This is a genomic window from Sedimentisphaera cyanobacteriorum (assembly GCF_001997385.1).
Classification (GTDB): Bacteria; Planctomycetota; Phycisphaerae; order Sedimentisphaerales; family Sedimentisphaeraceae; genus Sedimentisphaera; species Sedimentisphaera cyanobacteriorum.
In genome coordinates, this window is sequence record NZ_CP019633.1 from 1,484,287 (window position 1) to 1,506,326 (window position 22,040).

21 protein-coding genes are annotated in these 22,040 nt (G+C 47.5%); 4 read left to right on the plus strand and 17 right to left on the minus strand.

Annotation, left to right across the window (positions count from 1 at the left end):
• Window positions 1-16: 16 nt before the first annotated feature.
• Entirely contained in the window at window positions 17-649 is a 633-nt protein-coding gene (locus L21SP3_RS05870; RefSeq protein WP_118084523.1) for an InlB B-repeat-containing protein, read from the minus strand.
• Between the two features lie 291 nt (window positions 650-940).
• Window positions 941-1,153: a hypothetical protein gene (locus L21SP3_RS05875; RefSeq protein WP_123785147.1), complete on the minus strand. Its 213-nt coding sequence runs from the start codon at window positions 1,151-1,153 to the stop codon at window positions 941-943.
• Between the two features lie 22 nt (window positions 1,154-1,175).
• Between L21SP3_RS05875 and L21SP3_RS05880 the strand changes: the two genes are divergently transcribed.
• Entirely contained in the window at window positions 1,176-1,517 is a 342-nt protein-coding gene (locus L21SP3_RS05880; protein WP_123785148.1) for a hypothetical protein, read from the plus strand.
• Here L21SP3_RS05880 and aroA read toward each other — a convergent pair.
• Window positions 1,514-2,809 (minus strand): 3-phosphoshikimate 1-carboxyvinyltransferase, encoded by a 1,296-nt coding sequence (aroA, locus tag L21SP3_RS05885; protein WP_077539967.1) that lies wholly within the window; start codon window positions 2,807-2,809, stop codon window positions 1,514-1,516. The two genes, L21SP3_RS05880 and aroA, sit on opposite strands and share 4 nt — an antisense overlap.
• A gap of 173 nt (window positions 2,810-2,982) precedes the next feature.
• Between aroA and iorA the strand changes: the two genes are divergently transcribed.
• Window positions 2,983-4,734, plus strand: coding sequence for an indolepyruvate ferredoxin oxidoreductase subunit alpha (gene iorA / locus L21SP3_RS05890; protein ID WP_077539968.1), 1,752 nt, complete (start codon window positions 2,983-2,985; stop codon window positions 4,732-4,734).
• Window positions 4,727-5,305, plus strand: coding sequence for an indolepyruvate oxidoreductase subunit beta (locus tag L21SP3_RS05895; RefSeq protein WP_077539969.1), 579 nt, complete (start codon window positions 4,727-4,729; stop codon window positions 5,303-5,305). The genes iorA and L21SP3_RS05895 overlap by 8 nt, the downstream gene beginning before the upstream one ends.
• 96 nt (window positions 5,306-5,401) lie before the next feature.
• Here the strand turns inward: L21SP3_RS05895 and L21SP3_RS05900 are convergent, their stop codons facing one another.
• On the minus strand, window positions 5,402-5,638 hold the full coding sequence (locus tag L21SP3_RS05900) for a hypothetical protein (protein ID WP_077539970.1): 237 nt from the start codon (window positions 5,636-5,638) through the stop codon (window positions 5,402-5,404).
• Window positions 5,639-5,880: 242 nt separating this feature from the next.
• Between L21SP3_RS05900 and L21SP3_RS05905 the strand changes: the two genes are divergently transcribed.
• Window positions 5,881-7,641: an IS1634 family transposase gene (locus L21SP3_RS05905; RefSeq protein ID WP_077539587.1), complete on the plus strand. Its 1,761-nt coding sequence runs from the start codon at window positions 5,881-5,883 to the stop codon at window positions 7,639-7,641.
• A 219-nt stretch (window positions 7,642-7,860) separates the two neighbouring features.
• On the opposite strand, the gene L21SP3_RS05910 is transcribed toward L21SP3_RS05905, so the two are convergent.
• The 13 genes from L21SP3_RS05910 to gspE form a co-directional block, all read right to left on the minus strand.
• The gene (locus tag L21SP3_RS05910) at window positions 7,861-9,276 is read right to left on the minus strand and encodes a sulfatase-like hydrolase/transferase (RefSeq protein ID WP_077539971.1); all 1,416 of its coding nucleotides are present in this window, start codon (window positions 9,274-9,276) and stop codon (window positions 7,861-7,863) included.
• 60 nt (window positions 9,277-9,336) lie between these two features.
• A complete protein-coding gene (locus L21SP3_RS05915) occupies window positions 9,337-10,212 on the minus strand; it encodes a decaprenyl-phosphate phosphoribosyltransferase (RefSeq protein WP_077539972.1) in 876 nt (291 codons plus the stop codon).
• 5 nt (window positions 10,213-10,217) lie between these two features.
• A complete protein-coding gene (locus tag L21SP3_RS05920; protein ID WP_077539973.1) occupies window positions 10,218-11,021 on the minus strand; it encodes a hypothetical protein in 804 nt (267 codons plus the stop codon).
• A 111-nt stretch (window positions 11,022-11,132) separates the two neighbouring features.
• Window positions 11,133-13,118 (minus strand): excinuclease ABC subunit UvrB, encoded by a 1,986-nt coding sequence (gene uvrB, locus L21SP3_RS05925; protein ID WP_077539974.1) that lies wholly within the window; start codon window positions 13,116-13,118, stop codon window positions 11,133-11,135.
• A 26-nt stretch (window positions 13,119-13,144) separates the two neighbouring features.
• Window positions 13,145-13,645 carry a hypothetical protein gene (locus L21SP3_RS05930; protein WP_077539975.1) on the minus strand — a complete coding sequence of 167 codons (501 nt, stop codon included), beginning with the start codon at window positions 13,643-13,645 and terminating at the stop codon, window positions 13,145-13,147.
• Window positions 13,646-13,654: 9 nt separating this feature from the next.
• Window positions 13,655-15,055, minus strand: a complete 1,401-nt coding sequence (locus tag L21SP3_RS05935; RefSeq protein ID WP_077539976.1) for a hypothetical protein — start codon at window positions 15,053-15,055, stop codon at window positions 13,655-13,657.
• A gap of 30 nt (window positions 15,056-15,085) precedes the next feature.
• Window positions 15,086-16,456 (minus strand): type II secretion system protein GspK, encoded by a 1,371-nt coding sequence (locus tag L21SP3_RS05940; RefSeq protein ID WP_077539977.1) that lies wholly within the window; start codon window positions 16,454-16,456, stop codon window positions 15,086-15,088.
• Window positions 16,453-17,295, minus strand: coding sequence for a prepilin-type N-terminal cleavage/methylation domain-containing protein (locus L21SP3_RS05945; protein ID WP_077539978.1), 843 nt, complete (start codon window positions 17,293-17,295; stop codon window positions 16,453-16,455). Before L21SP3_RS05945 ends, L21SP3_RS05940 begins: the two co-directional genes overlap by 4 nt.
• Window positions 17,292-17,939: a pilus assembly FimT family protein gene (locus tag L21SP3_RS05950; RefSeq protein ID WP_077539979.1), complete on the minus strand. Its 648-nt coding sequence runs from the start codon at window positions 17,937-17,939 to the stop codon at window positions 17,292-17,294. Before L21SP3_RS05950 ends, L21SP3_RS05945 begins: the two co-directional genes overlap by 4 nt.
• Window positions 17,939-18,520: a pilus assembly FimT family protein gene (locus tag L21SP3_RS05955; RefSeq protein ID WP_123785149.1), complete on the minus strand. Its 582-nt coding sequence runs from the start codon at window positions 18,518-18,520 to the stop codon at window positions 17,939-17,941. The genes L21SP3_RS05950 and L21SP3_RS05955 overlap by 1 nt, the downstream gene beginning before the upstream one ends.
• 79 nt (window positions 18,521-18,599) lie before the next feature.
• Complete coding sequence (gene gspG, locus L21SP3_RS05960) at window positions 18,600-19,034, minus strand: type II secretion system major pseudopilin GspG (RefSeq protein WP_077539981.1); 435 nt, start codon at window positions 19,032-19,034, stop codon at window positions 18,600-18,602.
• A 45-nt stretch (window positions 19,035-19,079) separates the two neighbouring features.
• A complete protein-coding gene (locus L21SP3_RS05965; protein ID WP_077539982.1) occupies window positions 19,080-20,294 on the minus strand; it encodes a type II secretion system F family protein in 1,215 nt (404 codons plus the stop codon).
• Between the two features lie 14 nt (window positions 20,295-20,308).
• Window positions 20,309-22,006 (minus strand): type II secretion system ATPase GspE, encoded by a 1,698-nt coding sequence (gspE, locus tag L21SP3_RS05970; RefSeq protein WP_077539983.1) that lies wholly within the window; start codon window positions 22,004-22,006, stop codon window positions 20,309-20,311.
• Window positions 22,007-22,040: the final 34 nt, after the last annotated feature.

Sequence of the window (22,040 nt, forward strand, 5' to 3'; positions counted from 1 at the left end):
TATAACAAACAGCATATTAGTTGGAATTCTTTTTTCTTAATCTTCTCGCCGCGAGTCCTGCAGCTCCTGCCGCAAGCAGAGTTACGGTAGCAGGCTCAGGAATGATCGGATTCGGATTCACATCAGATGGTCGTCTGTAATCAGGGGCGCTGACGTTAGTAACATCAGGTTTTGAAAGTGTACCCGGGCTTTCAGCCGCTGCGAGATAACTTTCTACACTGCTGCTGTAGTCAGTACTGCTGATTGAATCGTTAAATCCGATATTTGGAGCAGGTATGCTTCGGCTCCTTCCGCCTTCTTCCAAACTTTTAATTCCTACCTCAACAGCTTCGTCTGATTCAGCAACCTGAAATGACGCTACCACATACCTCGGTCCATCCATAACCACTCTGGTAGATCTGCTGTCCGGGTTTTCCACATCGCCAATCCAGCACACAAACTCATAGCCTTTATAGGGCTGAGCAGCGATAGTAGCCACCTCACCTTCTTCATAGTAGTGAGCCTGACTCACTGAAGGGGTTACCACGCCGGCCTGTGCGAGTGTCGAGTCGGTGTAGAGCATGTAGCGTTTTGCCATCACAGTTCCGCTTGCCAGCAGAACCGCAATCAAAGCCAAGACACTACGGCCAAATAAACTTTTTGCACTCATTTTCAACCTCTTACAGATTAGTATAATTTCGTTTGCTTTCACTATACAACTTTTTAAACTGCTATTCAAGCAAAAAATTTTAAAAAGCTGATTTTTATTTTACTAAAAATTATTATAATTCCTTCATCAAAGGATTTTCAATATCTGCGTTAGCCTTTAATTAGTACTATATTATAAAAAAACTAAAATGCAAGAAAAAATATACTCATTTTTCAATTCAGCAGCAAACAGCCTGAACCCCGAGGAATTCTGGGCATTAACGGCCGCAGAAGCCATTATTCCCCCAATAGTCTATATGACAATAGGGGTTTTGTATTTATGCTGGGGTTGGAAATTTTTTAAAGTTTTAACAGCGGTAACTTTTGCTATTACTGGTTTATTTCTCGGATTTAAGCTGGGGGAATTACTTGGTAGCCCCGTATTAACAGGGATAATTTTTTCAATAATTTTTTTATTTTTATCATTTCCAGTACTGAGATTTGCCGTTTCGCTTCTGAGCTGCATTATATTTTCCGCATTGAGCTGTATGTTCTGGATAGAGCAGGGGATGCCTGAGAAGTATATCATAGCGGTATTTGTTGCCGGCTTGATCCTCGGAGCAGTCTTAGGCTACTGCCTCTTCAGGGCAGCTATAATAATCATAACCAGCTCTGCTGGGTCGTACTTCCTGCTTGCAGGGATATGGGCAGTGCTAAGGAAAAGCACCGAGCACACGGGCATAAACGCTGAGGAGCTTTTCAACGAGATCTCCGGCAGCGGGGTATATATACTGATGTTTGTTTTGCCTGCTTTGGGAGGGGTATTAATGCAAATGCGAGAATTCCCGCTCCGAGAGAAGAAAAAGGATAAGAAGGAGGAAGAAGACTAATCATCTTCAATCCTTTCAAGCCTGCCGCCAATACTGCTCATCAGTTCGGGGAAAGTGGGGAAAGTAACGTCAACAGCCTCTGCGGCAGAAATAGAAAGCTCTATCCCCCCTGCAATCGCTGCCACGGCCATAGACATTATTATACGGTGGTCGTAATACCCGCTGACCTCACCTGAGAAAAGCTTACTGCCTCCCTTTATAATAAGCCCGTCGGGGAGTTCGGCTATATCCGCTCCGATTTTACCCAGCACCTCTGCCATACATTTGATTCGGTCTGTTTCCTTGTTCCTTGCCTGTGCCACATTATAAAGCCTCGTTGTGCCCTCAGAGAGCGCAGCAGTAACAGCCATAATCGGAAGCGCATCGGGGGTTCTGTTCATATCTATGTCGATCCCCTTCAGCGAAGAGGCCTTAACAGCGGTTGTGCCGTCTTCGAAAATCTCTATATCCGCCCCCATCTGCCTTAGATAGTCTGCAACAGCCTTATCGGGCTGGCTGTCTGAATAGTCAAGCCCTTCAATTACCACATCCTCCCCGCAGAGCGCCGCTGCGCAGAGAAAGAACGAAGCGCTTGAAAAATCTGCCGGCACAGTTTCATCAAAATTTTTGTAGCTCTGGCCTCCTTCAATACGAACGTTTGAAAAATCCTCTTCGCAGGAATATTTAATATTCTGCTTATCGAGCCAATCGAGGGTTATGCCCACATAATCGGGCTCATAAAGAAGAGGAACCTCTATCTCACTGCGTCGCTCTGCAAGCGGGCAGCAAAGAAAAAGACTCGAAAGATACTGGCTTGTCCTGCATTCAATGCTCGTTCGTCCGCCTTTGAGCGTTCCTTTAATCTCCACAGGCGGGAAGCCGTCGCTGTTTACCGAAACCGCCTCTGCCCCGAGGTCGCTGAGCGAATCCAGCAGAGGCTGGACAGGACGCGAGCAAATCTGACGGTCTCCTGTGAACCTGACCGGCCTGCTGCCTTTAGTTAATGCAGCAAGGCCTATCGCAAGGCGGAGAGTGGTTCCGGAATTGCCTACATCAATCTCGCCGTTTGGAACGGACGGGCTGCCAGCAACCCCCGAGATCTTCCATACATCATGACTGCCCCTTTCTATCTTAACGCCCATTGCCTCAAAGGCCTTCAGTGCGCTTAGAGTATCACTGCTGAGAAGAGGGCTGCGAATCAGGCTTTCCCCCTTGGCAAAGCCTGCAATAGCGGCAGCTCGTATCGTATGAGATTTAGACCCGGGAATCTTGACACTGCCGGAAAGACGTGAACCTGAGGCTTTAATTATCATAATCAGCACCTATATTTTCGAACATTTTTAGAGAATAATACATAATACAGCTGGCAAAACAACCCATAGAAACCAGCATCTTCAAATTTCATATTTAAAAGATTATTTCAAAATCAGCAAAAAATCAGTATATTACGCCGGCTGAAAAATTAAATTAGAAAAGGAGACAAACCTTGGCGGAACTTTTATCAGGTAATGCAGCGATTGCCAGAGGTGCATACGAGGCCGGAGCAGTGTTAGCGGCAGGCTACCCGGGCACTCCATCCACCGAAATTCTGGAGAATGCTGTAAAGTACAAAGACGACATTTACCTCGAATGGGCTCCGAATGAGAAAGTGGCTCTTGAGGTAGGGGCGGCCGCTGCGATGGGCGGTACGAGAAGCATTGTTACGATGAAGCATGTTGGGCTGAATGTGGCGGCGGATCCACTGATGACGCTAGCTTATATAGGCGTTGAAGGCGGACTGGTGATCTGCGTGGCAGACGACCCGGGCATGCACTCCTCCCAAAATGAACAGGACACGCGAAACTACGCAAAATTTGCAAGGCTTCCTATCTTCGAACCGACAAGCAGTCAGGAAGCTAAAGACTTCGTTGCTATGGCTATGGAGGTTTCTGAGAAACACAAAACCCCCGTACTGCTGAGAAGCACAACGAGGGTGAGCCATTCACGCAGCCTCGTGGAGCTGGGCGAAAGACAGGAGCATAAGAGCAAAGGCTTCCAGAAAGACGTTCAGAGGTTTGTTACCGTGCCTGCATTCTCAAGGCAGATGCGGCTGAAAGTGGAAAAACGCACCGCAGAGCTAAAGGCTGAGGCAGAAAGCAGCCCTGCAAATAAAATAGAAATGGGCGATAAAAGCCTCGGTATTATAGCGTGCGGAATCACTTATCAATATGTTAAGGAAGTTTGGCCGGAGGCCTCAGTTCTCAAGCTTGGCTTCTCTCAGCCATGGCCGGATGATTTGATAGGCAAATTCGCCGGCGATGTTGATAAGCTTCTTGTCGTTGAAGAGCTCGATCCTCTGCTCGAAGAGCATATCAAAGCGATGGGCATTGAATGCCACGGGCGTGATGCAGTAAGCGGAATCGGGGAGCTCAGCGTAAGCACACTACGTGAATCAAGGGCAAAGCTTGAAGGCCGCCCTGCTGAAAAACCTGCGTACGAGAATAACGCTGACAAGCTGCCTGGCAGGCCGCCGGTGCTTTGCGCAGGCTGCCCGCACAGAGGGGTTTTCTATGCGCTCACAAAGCACGATGTGGTAGTGGCAGGGGATATCGGCTGCTATTCGCTCGGTGCGTTCAAGCCTCTCGAACGGCTTGACATTATACTCTGCATGGGCGGAGGCGTTTCTATGGCGCACGGACTCGACAAGGCCGGCGAAAAAAAGAAGGTTGTGGGGATCGTAGGAGATTCCACCTTCTTCCACTCCGGCATAACAGGCCTTCTGGATATTGCGTACAACAAGGGCAAATCCACGATTATCGTTGTTGACAACCGCACCACCGCAATGACAGGCCACCAGGACCACCCGGGCACAGGACGAACGCTTATGGGCGAGCCCACTGTAGAGGCGTCAATCGAAGATATAGGCAGGGCCTGCGGTATCAAACGAATCAGAACGCTGAATCCGTATGATCAGCAGGCAACACAGAAGGCTCTGGATGAAGAGATAAACGCCGACGAGGCGAGCCTCGTAATCTCGAAAGCCCCATGCATTCTTCACGACAGAAGCGGCGTTAAGCCGGCGCTGGAGATAGACAGCGAGCTTTGCAAGAACTGCCGGATGTGTCTGAAGCTGGGCTGCCCGGCGATCGAGGCTTCAGAAGGCGAGAAACCCTCAATCAGCTCAATTCTCTGCACCGGCTGCGGTCTGTGCAGGCAGATATGTAAATTCGGAGCAATCAGCGGAGGCGAAAATGAGTGATACAACAAGCGTAGTGCTTGCAGGCGTAGGCGGGCAGGGGATTCTGCTCGCAAGCGAAATCACTGCTCAGGCAGCGAGGATTTCCGGTTTCGATGTAAAAACAAACGAAGTGCACGGTATGGCTCAGCGAGGCGGGTCTGTGATAGCGCAGATTCGCTATGGCACGAAGGTACACAGCCCGCTTGTGGCAAAGGGCGAGGCTAAGGTGCTCGGGGGACTGGAGAGAATCGCAGCGATTAGATACGCAGACTACCTCTCCAAAGGCGGGCTCGTAGCGGTGAACAGCCAGATGATGGTTCCGGTTACTGTATCGATGGGCATGGGCGAATATCCGGCAGATGCGGAAAAAATGCTCAGAGATAAATTCGAGAACCTTATCTATATAGACGCCTCAGAAGAGGCAAAAAAGCTCGGGAACGTGAAAGCAGCAAACGTTGTGCTGCTGGGGGCTCTTTCAAAAGGGCTCGATAAGCTCAGCGAAGAGGCTTGGCTTGAGGCGGTGAAGATCAGCGTGAAGCCGAAATTTATAGATCTCAACATCAAGGCCTTCAAAACCGGAAGAGAAATTTAACCGAAAGCGATAAATCAGCGAAACCCAAAGCCCCGGCAGAACCACCTGCGGGGCTTTTATTTTTCCCTCTACCGGAAAACAGTAAGCTTGAAAACACTAATCTTGCTTTTGTAGATATCTGCTCTTATCCAACTGAGCTTCGATAAAATTGATTATCTCCTTCCATGCCTCTTGATCTATATTCCTGCTTTCTTTCTGCGAACTGCTTATCTTCTTCAGTAAATGTAAAGTATTTTCAAGCTGTTTAATTTGAGCCTCTCGGTCTTGAGCAGATTCTGTTTCAATTGCAGATAATCGCATTATTTCAGAAACTTCTTCAAGAGAGATATTCATAGATAACATTTCCAAATCTTCAAGACTTGAAGATTGTGCATAACAAGGCCTCCAAAGCCAGTCTTGAAGAAGAACTGAAAGATCGTCTGAGTTAACCCCGATTTCTCACTTAGCGTTCAAAATCGTGAAAAATCAAAATTTTTTCTTTGATTCTGCGTTGTAATCGGCGTTTAAAAGTCTCTTTAGTCTCTGGTACAGACCTGCCCTATTGCAAGTGATTTTTCATCAGCAATAATATTGTTATGTACTTGAAGAAGCACAAGCGAAAGAAGAATGGTAAGATCAATTCCTATTACAGCATAGCGGAGAAGCGTAAGGTTTCTCGCGGGCGTTATGTTGAGAAGATGGTGCTGTATCTTGGTGAAATCTCTGATTCTCAGAAGAAGTCTTGGCAGAGATCCATTGAGATAATCAACGAGGACAACAAGCCTGTCCGCAAGTCATTATTCGCTTTTGATCAGGACAATCACACACATCACGACATAGATACGATTCCGGTAAAGCTCTCAAAGATGAAGCTTAACAACCCCAGAACATTCGGGGACTGCTGGCTCGGCTGCGAGATATGGGATATGCTGGGATTAGACACCTTCTGGTCGGAGAGGATAGACACTGCCAAATCGCCGGTTGACTATTCCAAAGTTGTAAAATTGCTGACAGTAAACCGTCTTATCAAGCCCGGAGCGGAGTTTTATGTCCACCGGCACTGGTTCACTCAGACCGCAATGGATGTATTGCTGGGCTGTGAATTTGATGTTGCCGAAAAAAACCGGCTTTACCGTTGTCTGGACAGGATATTGCCGTATAAAGAAGAGCTTTGTTCTTATTTGAAAGACACATGGCAGATGATGTTCAATCTGGAATATGACATTCTGCTTTACGATATAACCAGTACTTATTTTGAGGGATTATGCAAAAGCAATCCCAAGGCAAAATTCGGCCACAGCAAAGACCGCAGAGGCGATTGCAGGCAGATTCTTATCGCTTTGGTAGTTACCCCTGAGGGATTTCCGATCAATTATGAGATACTCGCCGGCAACACCTCAGAGAGAACAACGCTTAAACCCTTGTTAAACAAGATAGAGTCGAAATACGGCAAGGCAGGCAGGTTATGGCTGATGGACAGAGGTATTCCAACAGAAGCTGTGCTGGAGTATATGCGTGATAACGGGATTGATTATCTTGTCGGAACGCCCCGTAAGCTGCTGGATGAATTCCAAGAAGAGCTTTCTGTGAAAAGCTGGTTTGATGTAAATGGAATCGTTCGCATAAAGCATATAGCCAAAGATGACGAATGCTATATTCTTGCTCGAAGCAAAGAGAGAATGGCTAAAGAACGGGCTATGCGTAAAAGAAAGCTCCGTAATTACTTAGAAGGACTGGAGAAGTTAAAGAAATGCCGCAGCCGAGATGTTTTTATGCAAAGGCTCGGCAAACTCAAACATCAGGCGGGCAGCTGCCGTAAGTGTGTAACTCTTACGATTCCCCGAAATAAGGAAAGGATTGAGAAGGGCGAGTTTGATTATAAGTTTGAAGCGAGCAAATATAAAGAAATGATATACCGCGACGGCACATACTTTTTGCGTACAAACCAGTCTGGCAAGGATGGTGCAGCCCTGTGGAAGGAATATATGCTTCAGTGCAACGTTGAGCAGGCATTCAGGGAGCTCAAGAGCGATCTGGGAATTCGTCCTGTCTATCACCATAAGCAAGACAGGGTTGAGGCTCACGTGTTTGTAGCGTTTATGAGCTATTGTTTGCAAGTAACACTGAGGCATAAGCTCAGGGCAAGCGCCTGCGGGATGACTGCTCAGGCGGCATTAGCAGCAATGTCTCGGATCCAGATGCTGGATGTTTCATTTGAAACGCAAGACAGCAGAACTCTGCTTATGCAGAGATATACCGAACCGGAAGACGAACACAAGCTGCTGCTGCAGAAATTGAAGATAGAACTGCCGCCGCAAAAACCTCCGAAAATATACAGCGGGAAACTGAAAAAATAACACATCTTTGGCGACAGACCAACCCCTCTGACGGGGGTAAAAACGCACTTTTTACCCCCTAAGTGAGAAATCGGGGTTAAGTAATTATTCTTAATGCCAATGAACTGGAAAGGCCTAAAAGCCATAGATAAAATGACAAATAAAAAAACCGCAATTAATGGTGTAAAATAAATGACACCAAAAATTGCGGCTGTTATTACTTTAAGTATCAGCTTAAGGCTATGGGTATTTTCTCTCTTCTGCCCTCGTATCAACTTCCATTCGGTGTTTGAGAATTTGATTGCGTTCCCATTTTTTGCCTTCTCGCCACTTCGGCTCTTTAAGCTGTTTTTCCCAATTTTCATACTCTTGGAGGAGTTCTTTCACCTTATCAGGATGTTTTTTGGCAAGATTAGCGGTCTCAGATTCATCCTCAGCGAGATTGAAAAGCAGCAGGGGATTATCACCTGCCTTTATGAGCTTCCAGTCGCCTTTTCGAACTGCACCAGCAACCGCCCTTCTCCAGAAAAGGATATTATGAGGTCTGCTTTTGTTTTTGCCCTGCAAATACGGAAGCAGATTAACGCCGTCCAGAGGCTTGCCAGAATTCATCTGCTTCTTATCCGCGCCTGCAGCAGCGAGGGAAGTAGGCATTATATCAAGCGTGCTTACCGGGTAGTTATAGTCTTTGCCGGCAGGGATCTCGCCCGGCCATTTAACTATAAACGGCACTCTTATACCGCCCTCCCACTTCGAGCCTTTCATTCCGCGCAGCTTTCCGTTGCGGGAGCCGTTGTTGGTTGCGCCGCCGTTATCGTTTACGAAAAACAGCAGGGTGTTATCGTCAAGGCCGAGCTTATTGAGCTTATCCTGAAGCCTTCCGACGTTGGTATCGAGAGATTCTGTCATGGCGTTGTGGATTCTTCTGCGTCTGGGGTCTATTTTTCGGTACTTGTCTATGAGGTGGTCCGGGGCCTCCATAGGCGTGTGAACTGCATTGTAACAGAGGTAAATGAAAAACGGCCGGTCTTTATTATTCTCTATGAATTTCATCGAAGCATCGGTGAGGTCTGTAGTCATATAGCGGATTTTATCCTCATCAATCTTTTCATCGCAGGTTCTCAGGGCGTGGGTTTCGTCCACGTCTTTGTTAGTAAAGTAGTGCCGTGCGCCGGAAAGAAAGCCGTAGAATTCGTCAAAGCCTCTTTTGCACGGGTGAAACTGCTCCTGATAGCCGAGGTGCCATTTGCCTGCAGCGAAGGTTTTGTAGCCTTGGGTCTGCATTCGAGCGCCGATTGTTTTCTCTGAAGGGTCGAGCCCCATATCATCCATCGAATAGCCTTCAACAGGGGAATTCGGCCCGTTGCATTCATGCCCGAATCTCTGCTGATACCTTCCTGTTATGAGCCCAGCGCGGGAAGGCCCGCATACAGATGCGGTAACGTACCCTTGGCGGCAGGTTGTTCCTTGGCGGGAGAGGGCGTCGAGATTGGGGGTTGGGGTATCCTCGCAGCCGGTAAAGCCGAAATCTGCATATCCTGCATCGTCGGAGAGAACGACAATTACATTCGGTTTTCTTTCAGAAGCCGCTGCGAAACCTGCCGGTGCAAAGGCAGCGAGCCCCATCATTTTAAGAGCCTGTCTTCTTGAGAGCATACATAAGCCTTTCAACATAATATTCTTTTAAGGTTTTATGTTTTAAAATGGCAGTATTTTTCAGAAATTGCAAAGAAAAATCGCCAGTAAGCACCAAATGGCTACAGAAACTGTAAACGGGATATCTTTGAGCACAATATCAACAGGCCCTTCGTATTTGCCGCGCATTGATACAAGGGCAAATCTGAATGTTCCGTACACAATTAAGGGAAAGGTGTAAACCAGCCTTTCAGAGCCTATTCTCGCAATCGTTTCAGGGCTGGTGGACCAAGCGAGAAACGCCATAAGAGCGAGCGAGGCGCTGAGAGTGATCAGATGGGTGAGAAGGTTTGGGGTGTAATGCTGCATCGTGCTTCGGTGGCTGTTTCTCTTTTCGCTGTCCTCAATGGCCACCATCTCGCTGTAGCGTTTGCAGAAGCCCATAAACAGACAGAGGGTGAACATACATACAAAAAGCCACGGACTAATAGCCACGCTGATAGCCTCTGCGCCTGCACTTGCGCGAAGTACGAAACCCAGCGCTATGATAATTACATCCAGCAGAACAAAGCTCTTGAGCTTTGCGCTGTATAGAAGCTGCATAAAGAAATAACATGCTGAGAAGACCAGAAATGCAGTTCCAAGCAGAAAGCTTAAACCTAACCCCAAAACAGCGAGCAGCCCGCCGGTAAGCAGGCCTGCTTTTTGGGAAATCTGACCGCTTGCTATAGGCCTGAAACGCTTTCTGGGGTGATGGCGGTCTTCTTCGGCATCGAAGCAGTCGTTTATCGCATAAACAGCAGAAGAAAGCAAACAGAAAATAACGAATCCCTCTGCGGCAGATAAAATCGCTCCTGCATCGAAAATCCGTCCTGCAAATATGATCGGCAGGACAACTGCACCGTTTTTCACCCAGTGAGCAGGTCTTAGCAGACGGATTAGTGCAGGGAGCTTCATTAAACTTACTTACCCCTAATACCTTTTTCTGCAGCGTCCTGATTCATTTTGCGGATTTTCTCCCGCAGATCTTCCAGCTGCTTATCACTAGCTCCAGGCGGGAGACTGCCCATCTCAGTTAGAGGGTCTTCAGCTTCCGGGACAAACTGCTGAGTGTTCTGCTGTGGCTTTGTCTGAGAAGTTTCGGGCAGAGCCTTCGACGAAGAAGAAGCCTGTTTTTCAGCGGGGATCTCGGATTTAAGGATATTCTTGATTGAAGATTTGTGTTCCTTTATTTCGAGCTCTGAAACTGAGCCGTTATTATCAAGATATATCGAATCATCGTTGATCTTGCGAATCCTCAAATGGCCAACTTTCTGCCCCTGATAAACCCATTTCTTCCCCTCACCCGGGAGGTCCACAAAGGCCATTGAAAGCTCTGGTCGGTCTTGATTAACACAAGTTCCCTCAAGCGTAAAACGCACCTTAATCGGCGAGGGCGGCTTAGGCTCCTGCTGTTTTTTTGGCTGAGGGTCAGGACTCGTGTTTTTTGTTCTGGGCTGTATATTTGAGCGGCTCGCAGTTCTTTTTGGATCAGGCTTTTCAGGCTCTTTTGTGTACTGCCTTGCCGCCTTAACCAGAGCAGACTCGGAGTTTTGGTCTGAATTGGAAGAATCGGCTTTTGCCTTGAAGTCTTCAGCCACAGAGGCATTTGCAAGAAATTCCTGCACTTTCTCGCTCTCAGGAGCGGGCTTTTTGATAAGCATAACCGCCATAACCGCTGAGCCTATCAAAACGAGAAAAGAAAATATTTGAAATAATCTTAACATAATTTTTTCCCGGCTATATTACCAGTTTCAATTTTCTCTATATATTACAATGATATTAGACAGTGAAGTCAATATTTTGTTTCGGATAAAATAAAGGTCTGAAACAGCCTTCTATTTCTTCTTTTCTATCTTCGGCATTGATTCAAATTCCTTTATCTTGTCGCGCAGCTTGGCGGCCTTTTCGAAATTGAGCTCTTCTGCCGCTTTCATCATTTCCTTCTCAAGCATAGCGACCATCTCGGTCTTATCATACTCTTTTTCGTCCATAGAAACAGCCTGTCTTGCCGTTTTTCTCGCTTTCAGTGAGTCCGAGAGGGCTGTTCTGATGGATTTCCTGATCGTTTCAGGTGTGATATTATGCTTTTTGTTATACTCCATCTGAATCTTGCGTCTTCTCTCGGTTTCATCCATAGCACGTTTCATAGATGGTGTAACCTTATCACCATAGAGGATAACCCTTGAATCCACGTTTCTTGCTGCTCTGCCGATTGTCTGGATAAGGGAAGTTTCGCTTCTAAGGAAACCCTCCTTGTCCGCATCCATAATTGCCACCATTGCCACCTCCGGAAGGTCGAGCCCTTCTCGAAGCAGGTTGATCCCTATGAGCACATCAAACTCGCCTTTCCTCAGGTCTCTGAGGATATCCACACGTTCTATAGCATCGATTTCACTGTGCAGATAGCGGCATTTGATTTTCTCCTTCTGGAAGAAGTCTGTAAGGTCTTCAGCGAGTCTTTTTGTAAGAACTGTAACCAGAACCCTCTGCCCAGCTTCAACTCTTTCATAAATCTCAGATTTCACATCGCTTACCTGACTGCTCGCAGGACGCACCTCAACTTTCGGGTCGAGAAGGCCTGTCGGGCGGATAATCTGCTCAACGATTTCCCCGCCGGTAAGGCCGAGCTCATAATCGCCGGGGGTTGCGGAAACGTAAACCGTTCTGCCCGGACGCTGCTCGAATTCATCAAAACGCAGGGGCCTGTTGTCCATTGCGCTTGGCAGACGGAAGCCGTGGTCAACGAGCACCTGCTTTCTGTTTCTATCTCCTGCATACATCGCTCTAACCTGCGGGAGGGTAACGTGGGATTCATCAATAAACATAATGAAATCCTTCGGGAAATAATCGAGCAGGGTGTAGGGCTTAGCCCCCGGGCGCAAGCCGGCAAGATGCCTTGCATAGTTCTCGATTCCGCTGCAGAAACCAACCTCGGCTATCATCTCCATATCGTATTTTGTGCGAGCCTCGAGCCTCTGGGCTTCAAGGAGCTTTCCCTGCTCTCTAAACTCTGCGAGCCTTTGGTCGAGCTCCTGCTGTATAGATTCAAGAGCAGTTTGAACCCTGTCCTGAGCCATAATGTAGTGCGCAGCGGGGTAGATGAAAACCTGCTGCTCTTCTGCGAGAGCCTCGCCGGATACGGGATTTATATACTTTATGCTCTCAATCTCATCGCCGAAGAATTCCACTCGGACAGCGTAAGACTCGTAAGAAGGCCAAACCTCCACCACATCGCCCCGAACCCTGTATGTCCCTCGAGTGAAATCTATATCATTTCGTTCATAGAGGACATCTGCAAAGCGTCCGAGAAGATCGTCGCGTTCGATAATATCGCCTTTCACCACAGGCACAACGTTCTTTTTGTACTCCTCCGGCGAGCCTAAGCCGTAGATGCATGAAACGCTGGATACCACAATCACATCGTCTCGGGTGAGAAGGCTTGTTGTTGCTGCAAGGCGGAGACGGTCGAGATCGTCGTTTCTGCTTGCATCCTTCTCTATGTATATATCCCGCTGAGGTATATAGGCCTCAGGCTGGTAATAATCGTAGTAGCTGACGAAATACTCAACCGCATTTTCCGGAAACAGCTCCTTCATTTCCTCATAAAGCTGTGCTGCAAGAGTTTTGTTGTGCGAGATAATAAGCGCAGGCTTCCTCACCGTTTCAATCACATTTGCCATTGTGAAGGTTTTGCCCGTACCCGTAGCGCCGAGGAGAACCTGATGGCGGCTGCCTGAGCTTATCCCTTCCACAAGCTTTCGGATTGCCTCGGGCTGGTCGCCTGAAGGGTTGTATTGACTTTTTAAGTTGAAGTTGTCCATATTATCTCTGCATGCTCACGAATCAGCTATTTCACAGTGTATGTAAAGCGAAGGGTAGCCTTCCAGTCGTCCTCTGCGTCATTAGAACGCAGGTCGAGAGTGTCAATTTCGAGTCCGGGCCATGTTTCGAGAAACTCATTGAGAAATGAAGTTAGGCTCATCATATCAACGGTTTTTATTATCATAGTTGCCCCCTGAGTCTGCCGGCTGCTGCGTTTTATAACTGCCTCAGTTCGAATATCGTAATCTGAAGGGCCTATTCCATGAGCCCTTGCAAGCTTATCGACAACCGTTGTGTACCGGAATTTGCCGACCTCTTTGCGTGCCTCTGAAAATTTCAGCCGGGCAGGATCAAGCTCGTATATCTTTTCACAGTTTGCCAGCACCTTTTTCCCTGTTTTAATGCTGCTGTTAAGGGACATTTCATTTTTGGGCACTAAGAAAAACTGCGCCGCAGCATACCACACAGCAGCCGCTGCGAGGATACCGAAAGAAATAAAATGTATTTTAATTTTCTTATTTTCCATACCGCCCCATCACTTTCTTGTATTCAGGCTGACAGTAAAGCTGTCTTCAGAGCCAACCTGCTTCAATGATTCCTGCGAACGCTCAAGGTTTTCATGACTGTCAATTTTTTTCAGGAAATTCTGCGTATCTCTTCTTGATGAAGTGCTTCCGTCGAGGCGGAGAGCCCTGCTTGTAATGCTTACAGAATCGAGCTTCACAGATTTCTTGTTGGGCATTGAATTGAGAATCTCAAGGGCAAACTGAAGCCTCGTAGGCACAGACTCCACATCTGCCGTCTCGCCGGCCTTTATGCGTTTGAGCCGGTTTATCTCGCTTTCCATGCTCAGCTCGGCCTTGCCCAGATTGTCCATATCCCTGCCTTTCATGGCAACTGAATACTCCTCAGCGACCTTCTCATAAATCTGATCCTGCCATTGAGACAGGTGATTTGCGTGAAGAGTGGCTTTCCAAGCGAAAACAGCAACAATCACCGCCGCTGCAAGATACAATGCGCTGAGCGATGTTCTGATAATCCTTTTCCTGCCCTGATAAGTCATAAAATCGATTCTCAAATCGCTCTGGGCATCATCTTTAGACATCATAGATGCACCTAAGAGAACATACTCAAAACCGCTTCGATGCTCCTCTGGAGCCTCAATCTTTTCGGCCTCTACTCCCGAAATAGACTGAATGGAATAAGGGTTGATATTGCTGCCTGCTATGTATATCTTCTCCACAGGCTCTGCGGGGCTGCAGGCAGCGATTGTGGCCATAATCCTTCTTGCGATATCCGAATCGGAGCGTGATGAGCCCGTTTTGAAAGAACGTATGTATTCAATGCCTCTTGAAGGGCTTATAATACCGATATACCCGTAACTCTCGCTTCTCCCTGCCAGCAGAACTGAGGCCTGCTTCGGAGTTTCAATCTGGCCTGCTGCTGCCCTGAGAAAACAAACCGAATCGGGCTGAATAACCTCCGGGTCGATTTTATTTTTTTGAAAATCTTTCAGCAGGGATATCAGCTCGGCCTTGCCGGAGGTGAAAACTGTGCAGTTAGTTCCCCCGCTCGGTGATTCGCCGTGATTTATAAACGAAGCAGCGAGAGTGGAAACATCCACGCCTACCTCGTCTTCTACATCAAATTTGATTGTTCTTGCAATCCTTCGGCGGTCTGTAAAACCGCTTGTAACGTAATGCTGAACAAATTTGCCGCTTCCAATCGCAAGCCCAACGTAATCATAGCTTATTTGAAGCTCTGATATCTTTTCTGCAAGAAGCCTGCCGAGGCTTTTGGAGGAATCTTCCTCTTGGGCAGACAAAGAAACGCTGAAGCTCTGCAAGAGCTGTTTCTGGCCAGCCTTGGCAGAGAACAGTCCGGCGTAAGCGGTGTCGCCGGATATGAATATTCCTAAGTGTTTTCCGTGTTCCAATTTTCAGCTCCAATTTAATATAGCAGCTTATTATTCATAAACTGTGGCAATCTTAACATATTTTTTTTTATCTCTCATAAAGGCTGTTGTAGAGCTGGCTGAGGCATTGCCCGAAACGGCCTTTATATGTACCGACCAGCATATACTCCTGCAAAGCACCCTGTCTTCTACTTTATCGAGCGAATCAGAATAGCTGTAGAGCCTGTCTCTTAAATCATCAAAGCTCCTGAAAGGCTCCTGATACCTTTCCGCTATAACAGCGTCTGCCAAATCCACTTCATTGCCGCCGTAAACAAAAAGGGCCTCTAGCACCTGACGCGGAGCAGTATTCACATTCACTCTCTTAGCGCCCCAGAGGCCGAGATATTTGGCAATATTTTCGTTTCTGTAATCGTCAGAGAAGTAATTCTGCCTGAGAGACTGCAAATCCAGATGCCCTTTGAGAACAAACATAAAATCCATATACAGCGAATTCTGCCCCCTTGGAACTCTTCGAGTTCGGTATCTTGTTTTAAAAACCGATTTTCGCTTGCCGTCTTTATCACGCACTACCGAACGAGTTTTGAATTTTTCCTTTTTCGTAACATATCCCGGGTCCATATCAATCTGAAAGGGCTTAACCTCTCCTGCCTCTTCGAGAGACTCTAAAAATCTTTTCCTTGTCTGCTCGTCCATACCCATCCATTCGGTAAAAATCTGTGTTGAGGCCTCTGTTTCCCTTGCATTGCCTTTCTTATTGCTCAGCGCCCAGACTACTGGATATTTTGCGTTTTCATCTTCAATTGTAATCTCAATTTCTGCTTCTGAGAGCTCAATCTTCTTTGGCTCAATAATATTCGGCCATTTCGGGCCGTAAGGGCCCGGGACAGTAAGCTTTGCGGGGTCAACCGCTGAAACGAGCGTTCTTGCCTTGGCAGCTGAGGTTGAGAGCTGTGAATTATCACTGCTGTTAGCAAAGTCGCCTGAGCTTCCTTGGCCTTCGTTAATCAGCTCATCAATGAGCAGTTCTGCCTGGCCTTGGGACGTTTCAATATCGAATTCGCCTGTCTGAACGTAATGTTCATAACGTTCGGATTTACGCTGAGCAAGGGTTTCGGCAAATTGAGAAAGCATATACTCGTACTGCTCTGTATCCTGCATAAACAAATCAGAGAAGTCCGGGAGGTATCTTCTGCTTTTCAGCTTAAGGTCAACGCTGTTGTTGAATCGATTCTCGGCGTATCTGGTTGCTGAGTCGCAGGCATAATTGGCCTTCATATAGTTTACAATGTAGTTGTGGCGTCTTTCCCGCGAAAGAAGCTTGGATACAGTAACATAGCTCATCGAAACAAGAACGGCCATAGCCATCATTGTAATGATAAGAGCAGCTGCTTTTCTGTTTCCAGTGCTTTGCCTTTTCATTCTCTGCTCTCTGTTCTCTCAGACTCACTTTCTTGACGGTCAGATTCGGAAGCGGGTATTTCCGGATTGTCTTCACGGCTCACATCTTCCTGTTCAGCAGAATCCTGCTCGCTTTCAGATTCCTCCTGACCTTCTTCGAGAAGCTCCTCATACTCTGCTTCGAGGTCTTTCTCTACAAACTTGAAGTCGTAGTTTCTCGCCCTGCTCACAGAGACTGTTCTGTAAAATCTGTCTTCCTCTGGTACAACCACCTCGCCTGTTATAAGCTCCACGGGCGGATCGAATGATACGCCAATAAACATCGCTCCTGGCATATCATCATCTTTCCACTCGTCAAGAAGTTTATCGTTATCGTAGGCCTGCAGGCTGAAGTATGTAGCGCCGGTAGTTACCGGCACATAGATCTCTCTTTCCGGGTTCTGCTTCTGTTCAGTGCTTACTACGCTGTCTTCAAGCTGCATTCCGCTTCTGCTTCTGTATATAACGAATGTGCCGAGCATTACATCAAAATCACTCTGCCAGACTACCTTCTTGAAAACATCCTTCTGGTTAGAAGTAGTATTAAAGTAGTTTGTCATTTCAAATCTGTAGAGCAGGCCTTCAGGGGTATTCTTAGATTCAAGCTTGAAAGTTACGTTTTCTCCTTCAGCAGCAAATTCATTTATGTCTTCTGCGATCTTCTGGAGAATTTCCTGAGATCTTGTGCTTGCGTCCAGCTCGGTATTAATAGTTTTCAGCGTATTCTGGGAGGCATACAAAAGCGTTACCATGGTAATCAGAATAATAGAAGTAACAGCGAGAGCTGCGAGAAGCTCGAGAAGTGTAAGCCCTTTTCTCATTCCTGCCCTCCGAACATATCATTTACTTCATCTTTAAGATCCTCAAAATTACTCTGGGACTGACCCCGCCCTGAAGCTGAATCCTGCTGAGAGCCGCTGCTATCCTCGTCATTGTCCTGCTTGCCCTGTTCATCAGCCTTCGATTGCTCGGAGCTTTCGTCCTGCTGCGCCTCATACTCAGCGTCTTCTTCTGAAAGCTGGTCTAAATACTCCTGCTCTAATTGACGCTGCTCTTCAAGCTGTTGTGATTCCCTCATACTCAGCTTTGCAAGCCAGTTCTCCAGTTCCACGCTCTCGAGCTCATTCTCGCTGTTGTAATATTCTACCACAGAAAAAGCCATCACCCACTGCTGGTCTGTATCGGGAAAGGTTTTCACCTCATAGCCCATCTCCCAGCTGAGATTCGTATTGTATTCATCCACCCCGCTCTCAACATACTCACGCACATTACTTTCTGCAAGGAGATATTCCATATTCTCCCTCGCAAGCTTAACCGCTTCCTGCTCAAGACGCATATCTGTCATAGAATTAATGCAGTTGGAGATGGTAACCATAACTCCCGTGGTTACGATTCCCATCACAAACAAGGCTGCCATCGATTCAAGCAGTGTAAAGGCTTTTGTGTTTTGGCTTAAAGTTTTCATCAAAAACTCAAATCATAAGCAGGCTCTAAAAGCTGAGGGTCGCCATCGACCAGCTCAGGATTGTTTCCGAGTCTGTTTACTACAATAGAATGAAGTTTTCCTTCAATATCGGAAAGAACTACCTTCCCGCCGTAATCCCAGCCCCCTTTGCCAACAAGAAACAGCGCTTTGCCCTGCTCTGATGTGCTGTCTATGTATTCGCCGTCGTCGAACTGGACATAAAGAAGCTCGCAGTATTCATTGAAGCTGCGTGATTCGATTATGTCCTCTTCTCTAAGTGTTTCAAAGCCCTTGCTGTAGGGCTGATCTGTATTTATCTCATAAAGAACGTATTCGAAATTGATAAAATCAAACATAACGCCGTATCGCCGGCCGGACTGCGAGGATGCAATTGAAGCTTCTCTAAAGGTTTCGAGAATATGATAAGCCTGCCTCTGAAACCGCGCGCTTGTTGAAAGTGTGCTTGAGACATAGATAACGATCCCTGTTATAAGCCCCACCACCACAAGGCACATAATCATTTCAACAAGGGAAAAACCGAAGCTGTTTTTCGGGGATACCTTCATAATCTCACCGCTCACCGGCCGCCCGAAAAACGTTTCCCGCAGTTAGCATCTGCCGAGACTCAGAATTCGGGGACAAGGCATTATCAGCTCTGTTTCAGTTGGCGTCTGTGGAATAAAGGTCTGCATCGTAGCCCTCTCCGCCTGCTTCGCCGTCGGCTCCGAAGCTGATTATCACAAACGGCTTGCCGCTCTCGGGGTATTCCTGATAGAAGAAATCATTACCCCACGCATCAGTCGGGAGGTCGGTAGTCTGGAGGTATCCGCCGGGATTCCAGCCCTGGACATCTGCCGGCTCTTCCACAAGCACGCTCAGCCCTTCATCGGCAGAAGGATATCTTCCTGTATCAAGCTTGAACTGCGAAACCGCATTATGAAGCATCTTGAGATTGGCCTTTGTCTGCTTAACTCTGGCCTTGTCTGTCTGGGCGAGGAAGTTCTGGGCAACAATCGCTGTGAGCAGGCCGATGATAATCAGCGCTGCCATAACCTCAACGAGAGAGAAGCCTTTATTCATTTTCCTTTTTTTCATTTTATATACTCCTTTTTGTTAATTTTAATGCATAATTACACTGCGTTAAATCTGCCCTGTTGTAAACCTTACAATCGGGAGAATCATCGCAAGGGCAAGAGTAGCAATGCCGGCTGCTATAAATATAATAATCACCGGCTCAACTATTGCATTTAGTCTTTCAATAAATGTGTCTGTGGATGCTTCAAGCTTCTGCCCCACATTCTGGAGCATAAGTTCGAGCTCGCCGCTTTTCTCGCCGACCTCCACCATATGGGCAGTTGTTCTGTCGAGGATGCCGCTGTCTTTAAGCGGAGCGGCAATGCTTGAGCCTGTCATAATCCTGTCTCTTGATTCGCCTATAGCCTTCACCATCACCATATTACCTGTAACATCGGAAACCACCTTGAGCGATTCAGCTACAGGCAGCCCCGAACGAAGCAGCTCCGAGAGCGTCATGGCAAAGCGTGCAGCAATGCTCTCACGCATAAGCTTGCCAGTAACAGGCATATTAACAATGAGCCTGTCGAAAAAGAGCTTACCCCTGTTTGTTTTCAAGATATACTTTAACAGAAGCCCAATCAGCACAATTACGGTTACAATCGCAAGGTCGGCTTTGAGATTAGTAATCACCTCGCTCACTGCAATAACTCCCTTGGTAACAGCGGGCAGTTCCTGATCCATCTTCTGGAGCTGAGTGGCCATTTTTGGAATCACAAAGCTTGTAAAGAAGATCATAAGCCCGATTCCGAACGTAACGAGGATTGCAGGGTATATCATAGCAGTTGCAAGACGAGCCTGCATCTTCTGACGCTTTTCCATAAAATTTGCAACAGAAGCAAGGTTCTCCGCAAATCGGCCAGTATATTCGCCCACCCTTGCCATATTCACGTAAATCACATCGAAATACTGGGGATAATCTCTAACCGCCTCTGCAAAAGATTCTCCGCTTACCACCCTCTCTCGTATATCGGAAAGGGCATTCTTAAAACCCTTATGAGACTGCTGCTCGGTGAGCACTGCAATCGCATCTGTAAGCTTGATGCCGGATTTGAGCAGAAGAGAAAGCTCTTTGGAAAATTCACCTACAAGCTTTGAAGGATTTGTGGGCTTGAGACTGAAACCCTCACTGCTGCCTTCCCCTCTCACTTCTTCCACCTTTAGCGGATGAAGCCCGCGGTTTCTAAGCTGCTTTCGGGCATCGTAGGAGTTCTCCGCAGAAACCGTTCCTTTCTGTTTCTTGCTGCTTTGGTTGTAGGCAGTATAACTGTAGCGAGGCATAAGATTCTCCGGTATTAAAGCAGGTCAGTTTGTGTTACCCTGAGAACTTCTGATATTGTCGTATCGCCGGCCATTACCTTCATCGCACCATCCATTCGAAGCGTTTTGAGCCCCTGCTCGACAGCCTTCTTCTTGAGAACCCCCGCAGGGAGGTTGTCCGAAACCATACTGCGCAGCTCCTCATTTACCACTAAAAGCTCGTAAAGCCCGATCCTGCCGCGGTAGCCGGTGTTGAAGCATTTCTCGCAGCCCTCGCCCATATAAAAATGGGTGTCTGTGGATTCGCTCAGGCCAAGCTCGCGAAGCTCGTGAGACTTTGGGCGATACTCCACTCTGCAGCTCGGGCAGATTCTTCTTGCAAGCCTCTGGGCCATTATTGCGATTATCGAAGAGCTCACCAGATACGGCTCTACGCCCAAATCGATAAGCCTGCTCATAGAGCTTGCCGAATCGTTGGTATGCAGAGTGCTGAAAACCAGATGGCCTGTAAGCGAAGACTGAATGGCCATTCTCGCTGTCTGCTCATCACGCACCTCACCCACCATAATAACATCAGGATCCTGCCTGAGGATATGGCGAAGGGCGTTTGCGAAGGTCATCCCCTTTTTCTCTGATACCTGCATCTGGCTGATGCCTTCCAGCTGGTATTCGATTGGATTTTCCACTGTCATAATATTTTTCTCGGAGGAATTGATCATCTGCAGGGCCGCGTAGAGGCTGGTGCTCTTACCGCTTCCCGTTGGGCCGGTAACAAATATCACTCCGTGAGATTTCTTGAGCAGCTGATCGAATGTTTTGAGGTCTTCGCCGATAAAGCCGAGGTCCTCAAGCTGCAGAACACCCTTGGACTTATCAAGGATACGAAGCACGCATCGCTCGCCGTAGGCAGTGGGCACTGTGCTTACACGAAGGTCTATCTCTCGCTGGCCGAGCCTTACGGCTGTTCGCCCGTCTTGGGGCAGACGTCGTTCGGCGATGTCCATCCCCGCCATAACCTTGATACGCGAGATTATAAGCGGAAGTACGTTGCGGTTTAGGCTTAGGCTGTCGTAGAGGATCCCGTCTATGCGATAGCGAATCTGGATTTTGTTTTCGAACGGGTGGATGTGTATATCGCTCGCACGCATCTGAAGGGCTCGGAAGAATATATCATTGACAAGCCTAATCACCGGCGGACGGTTTACAACGTCCAGAAGGTCGTCTGAGCTGGAAACCTCGTTTACAAGATTGTCCAGATTCTGGGAATCAAGCTCTTCGGCAACCTCCTCAGCAACGCTGCTTTTCTGCTCGTAGGCCTCGTCGATGGCTGCTGTTATGTTTGTTTTTGTGGCAACTGCCGGCTCCACTTCCATCCCCGTCATACGGGAGACGTTGTCGTACACCTCGAAATTCAGCGGCTGGAAGCTTATCACTCGAAGCATCCCTTCCCCGCCGCCGGAATCAGCTACAACATAATGATTCTGGGCATAAACCGCCGGAACATTATCGACGAATTCCGCCGGCACATCAGCAGGACGTATCTCTTCTACAAAAGGCATATCAAGAGCCTCTGCAAAGAGCTTGAGAACCGATTCTTCTGTGAAGTTATGACAGCCCAGAACAAGGTCGTCTATACGGCGCGGGTCCCCGGAATTCTCTCCGAGATAACGCTCAAGAAGCTCCCCGTCAACTATCCCTGTTTCTCTGGCTTTGTTTACTAATAATTCTTTCATACTGTCTAATAGCTGCTTTCAATTAATCTGATGC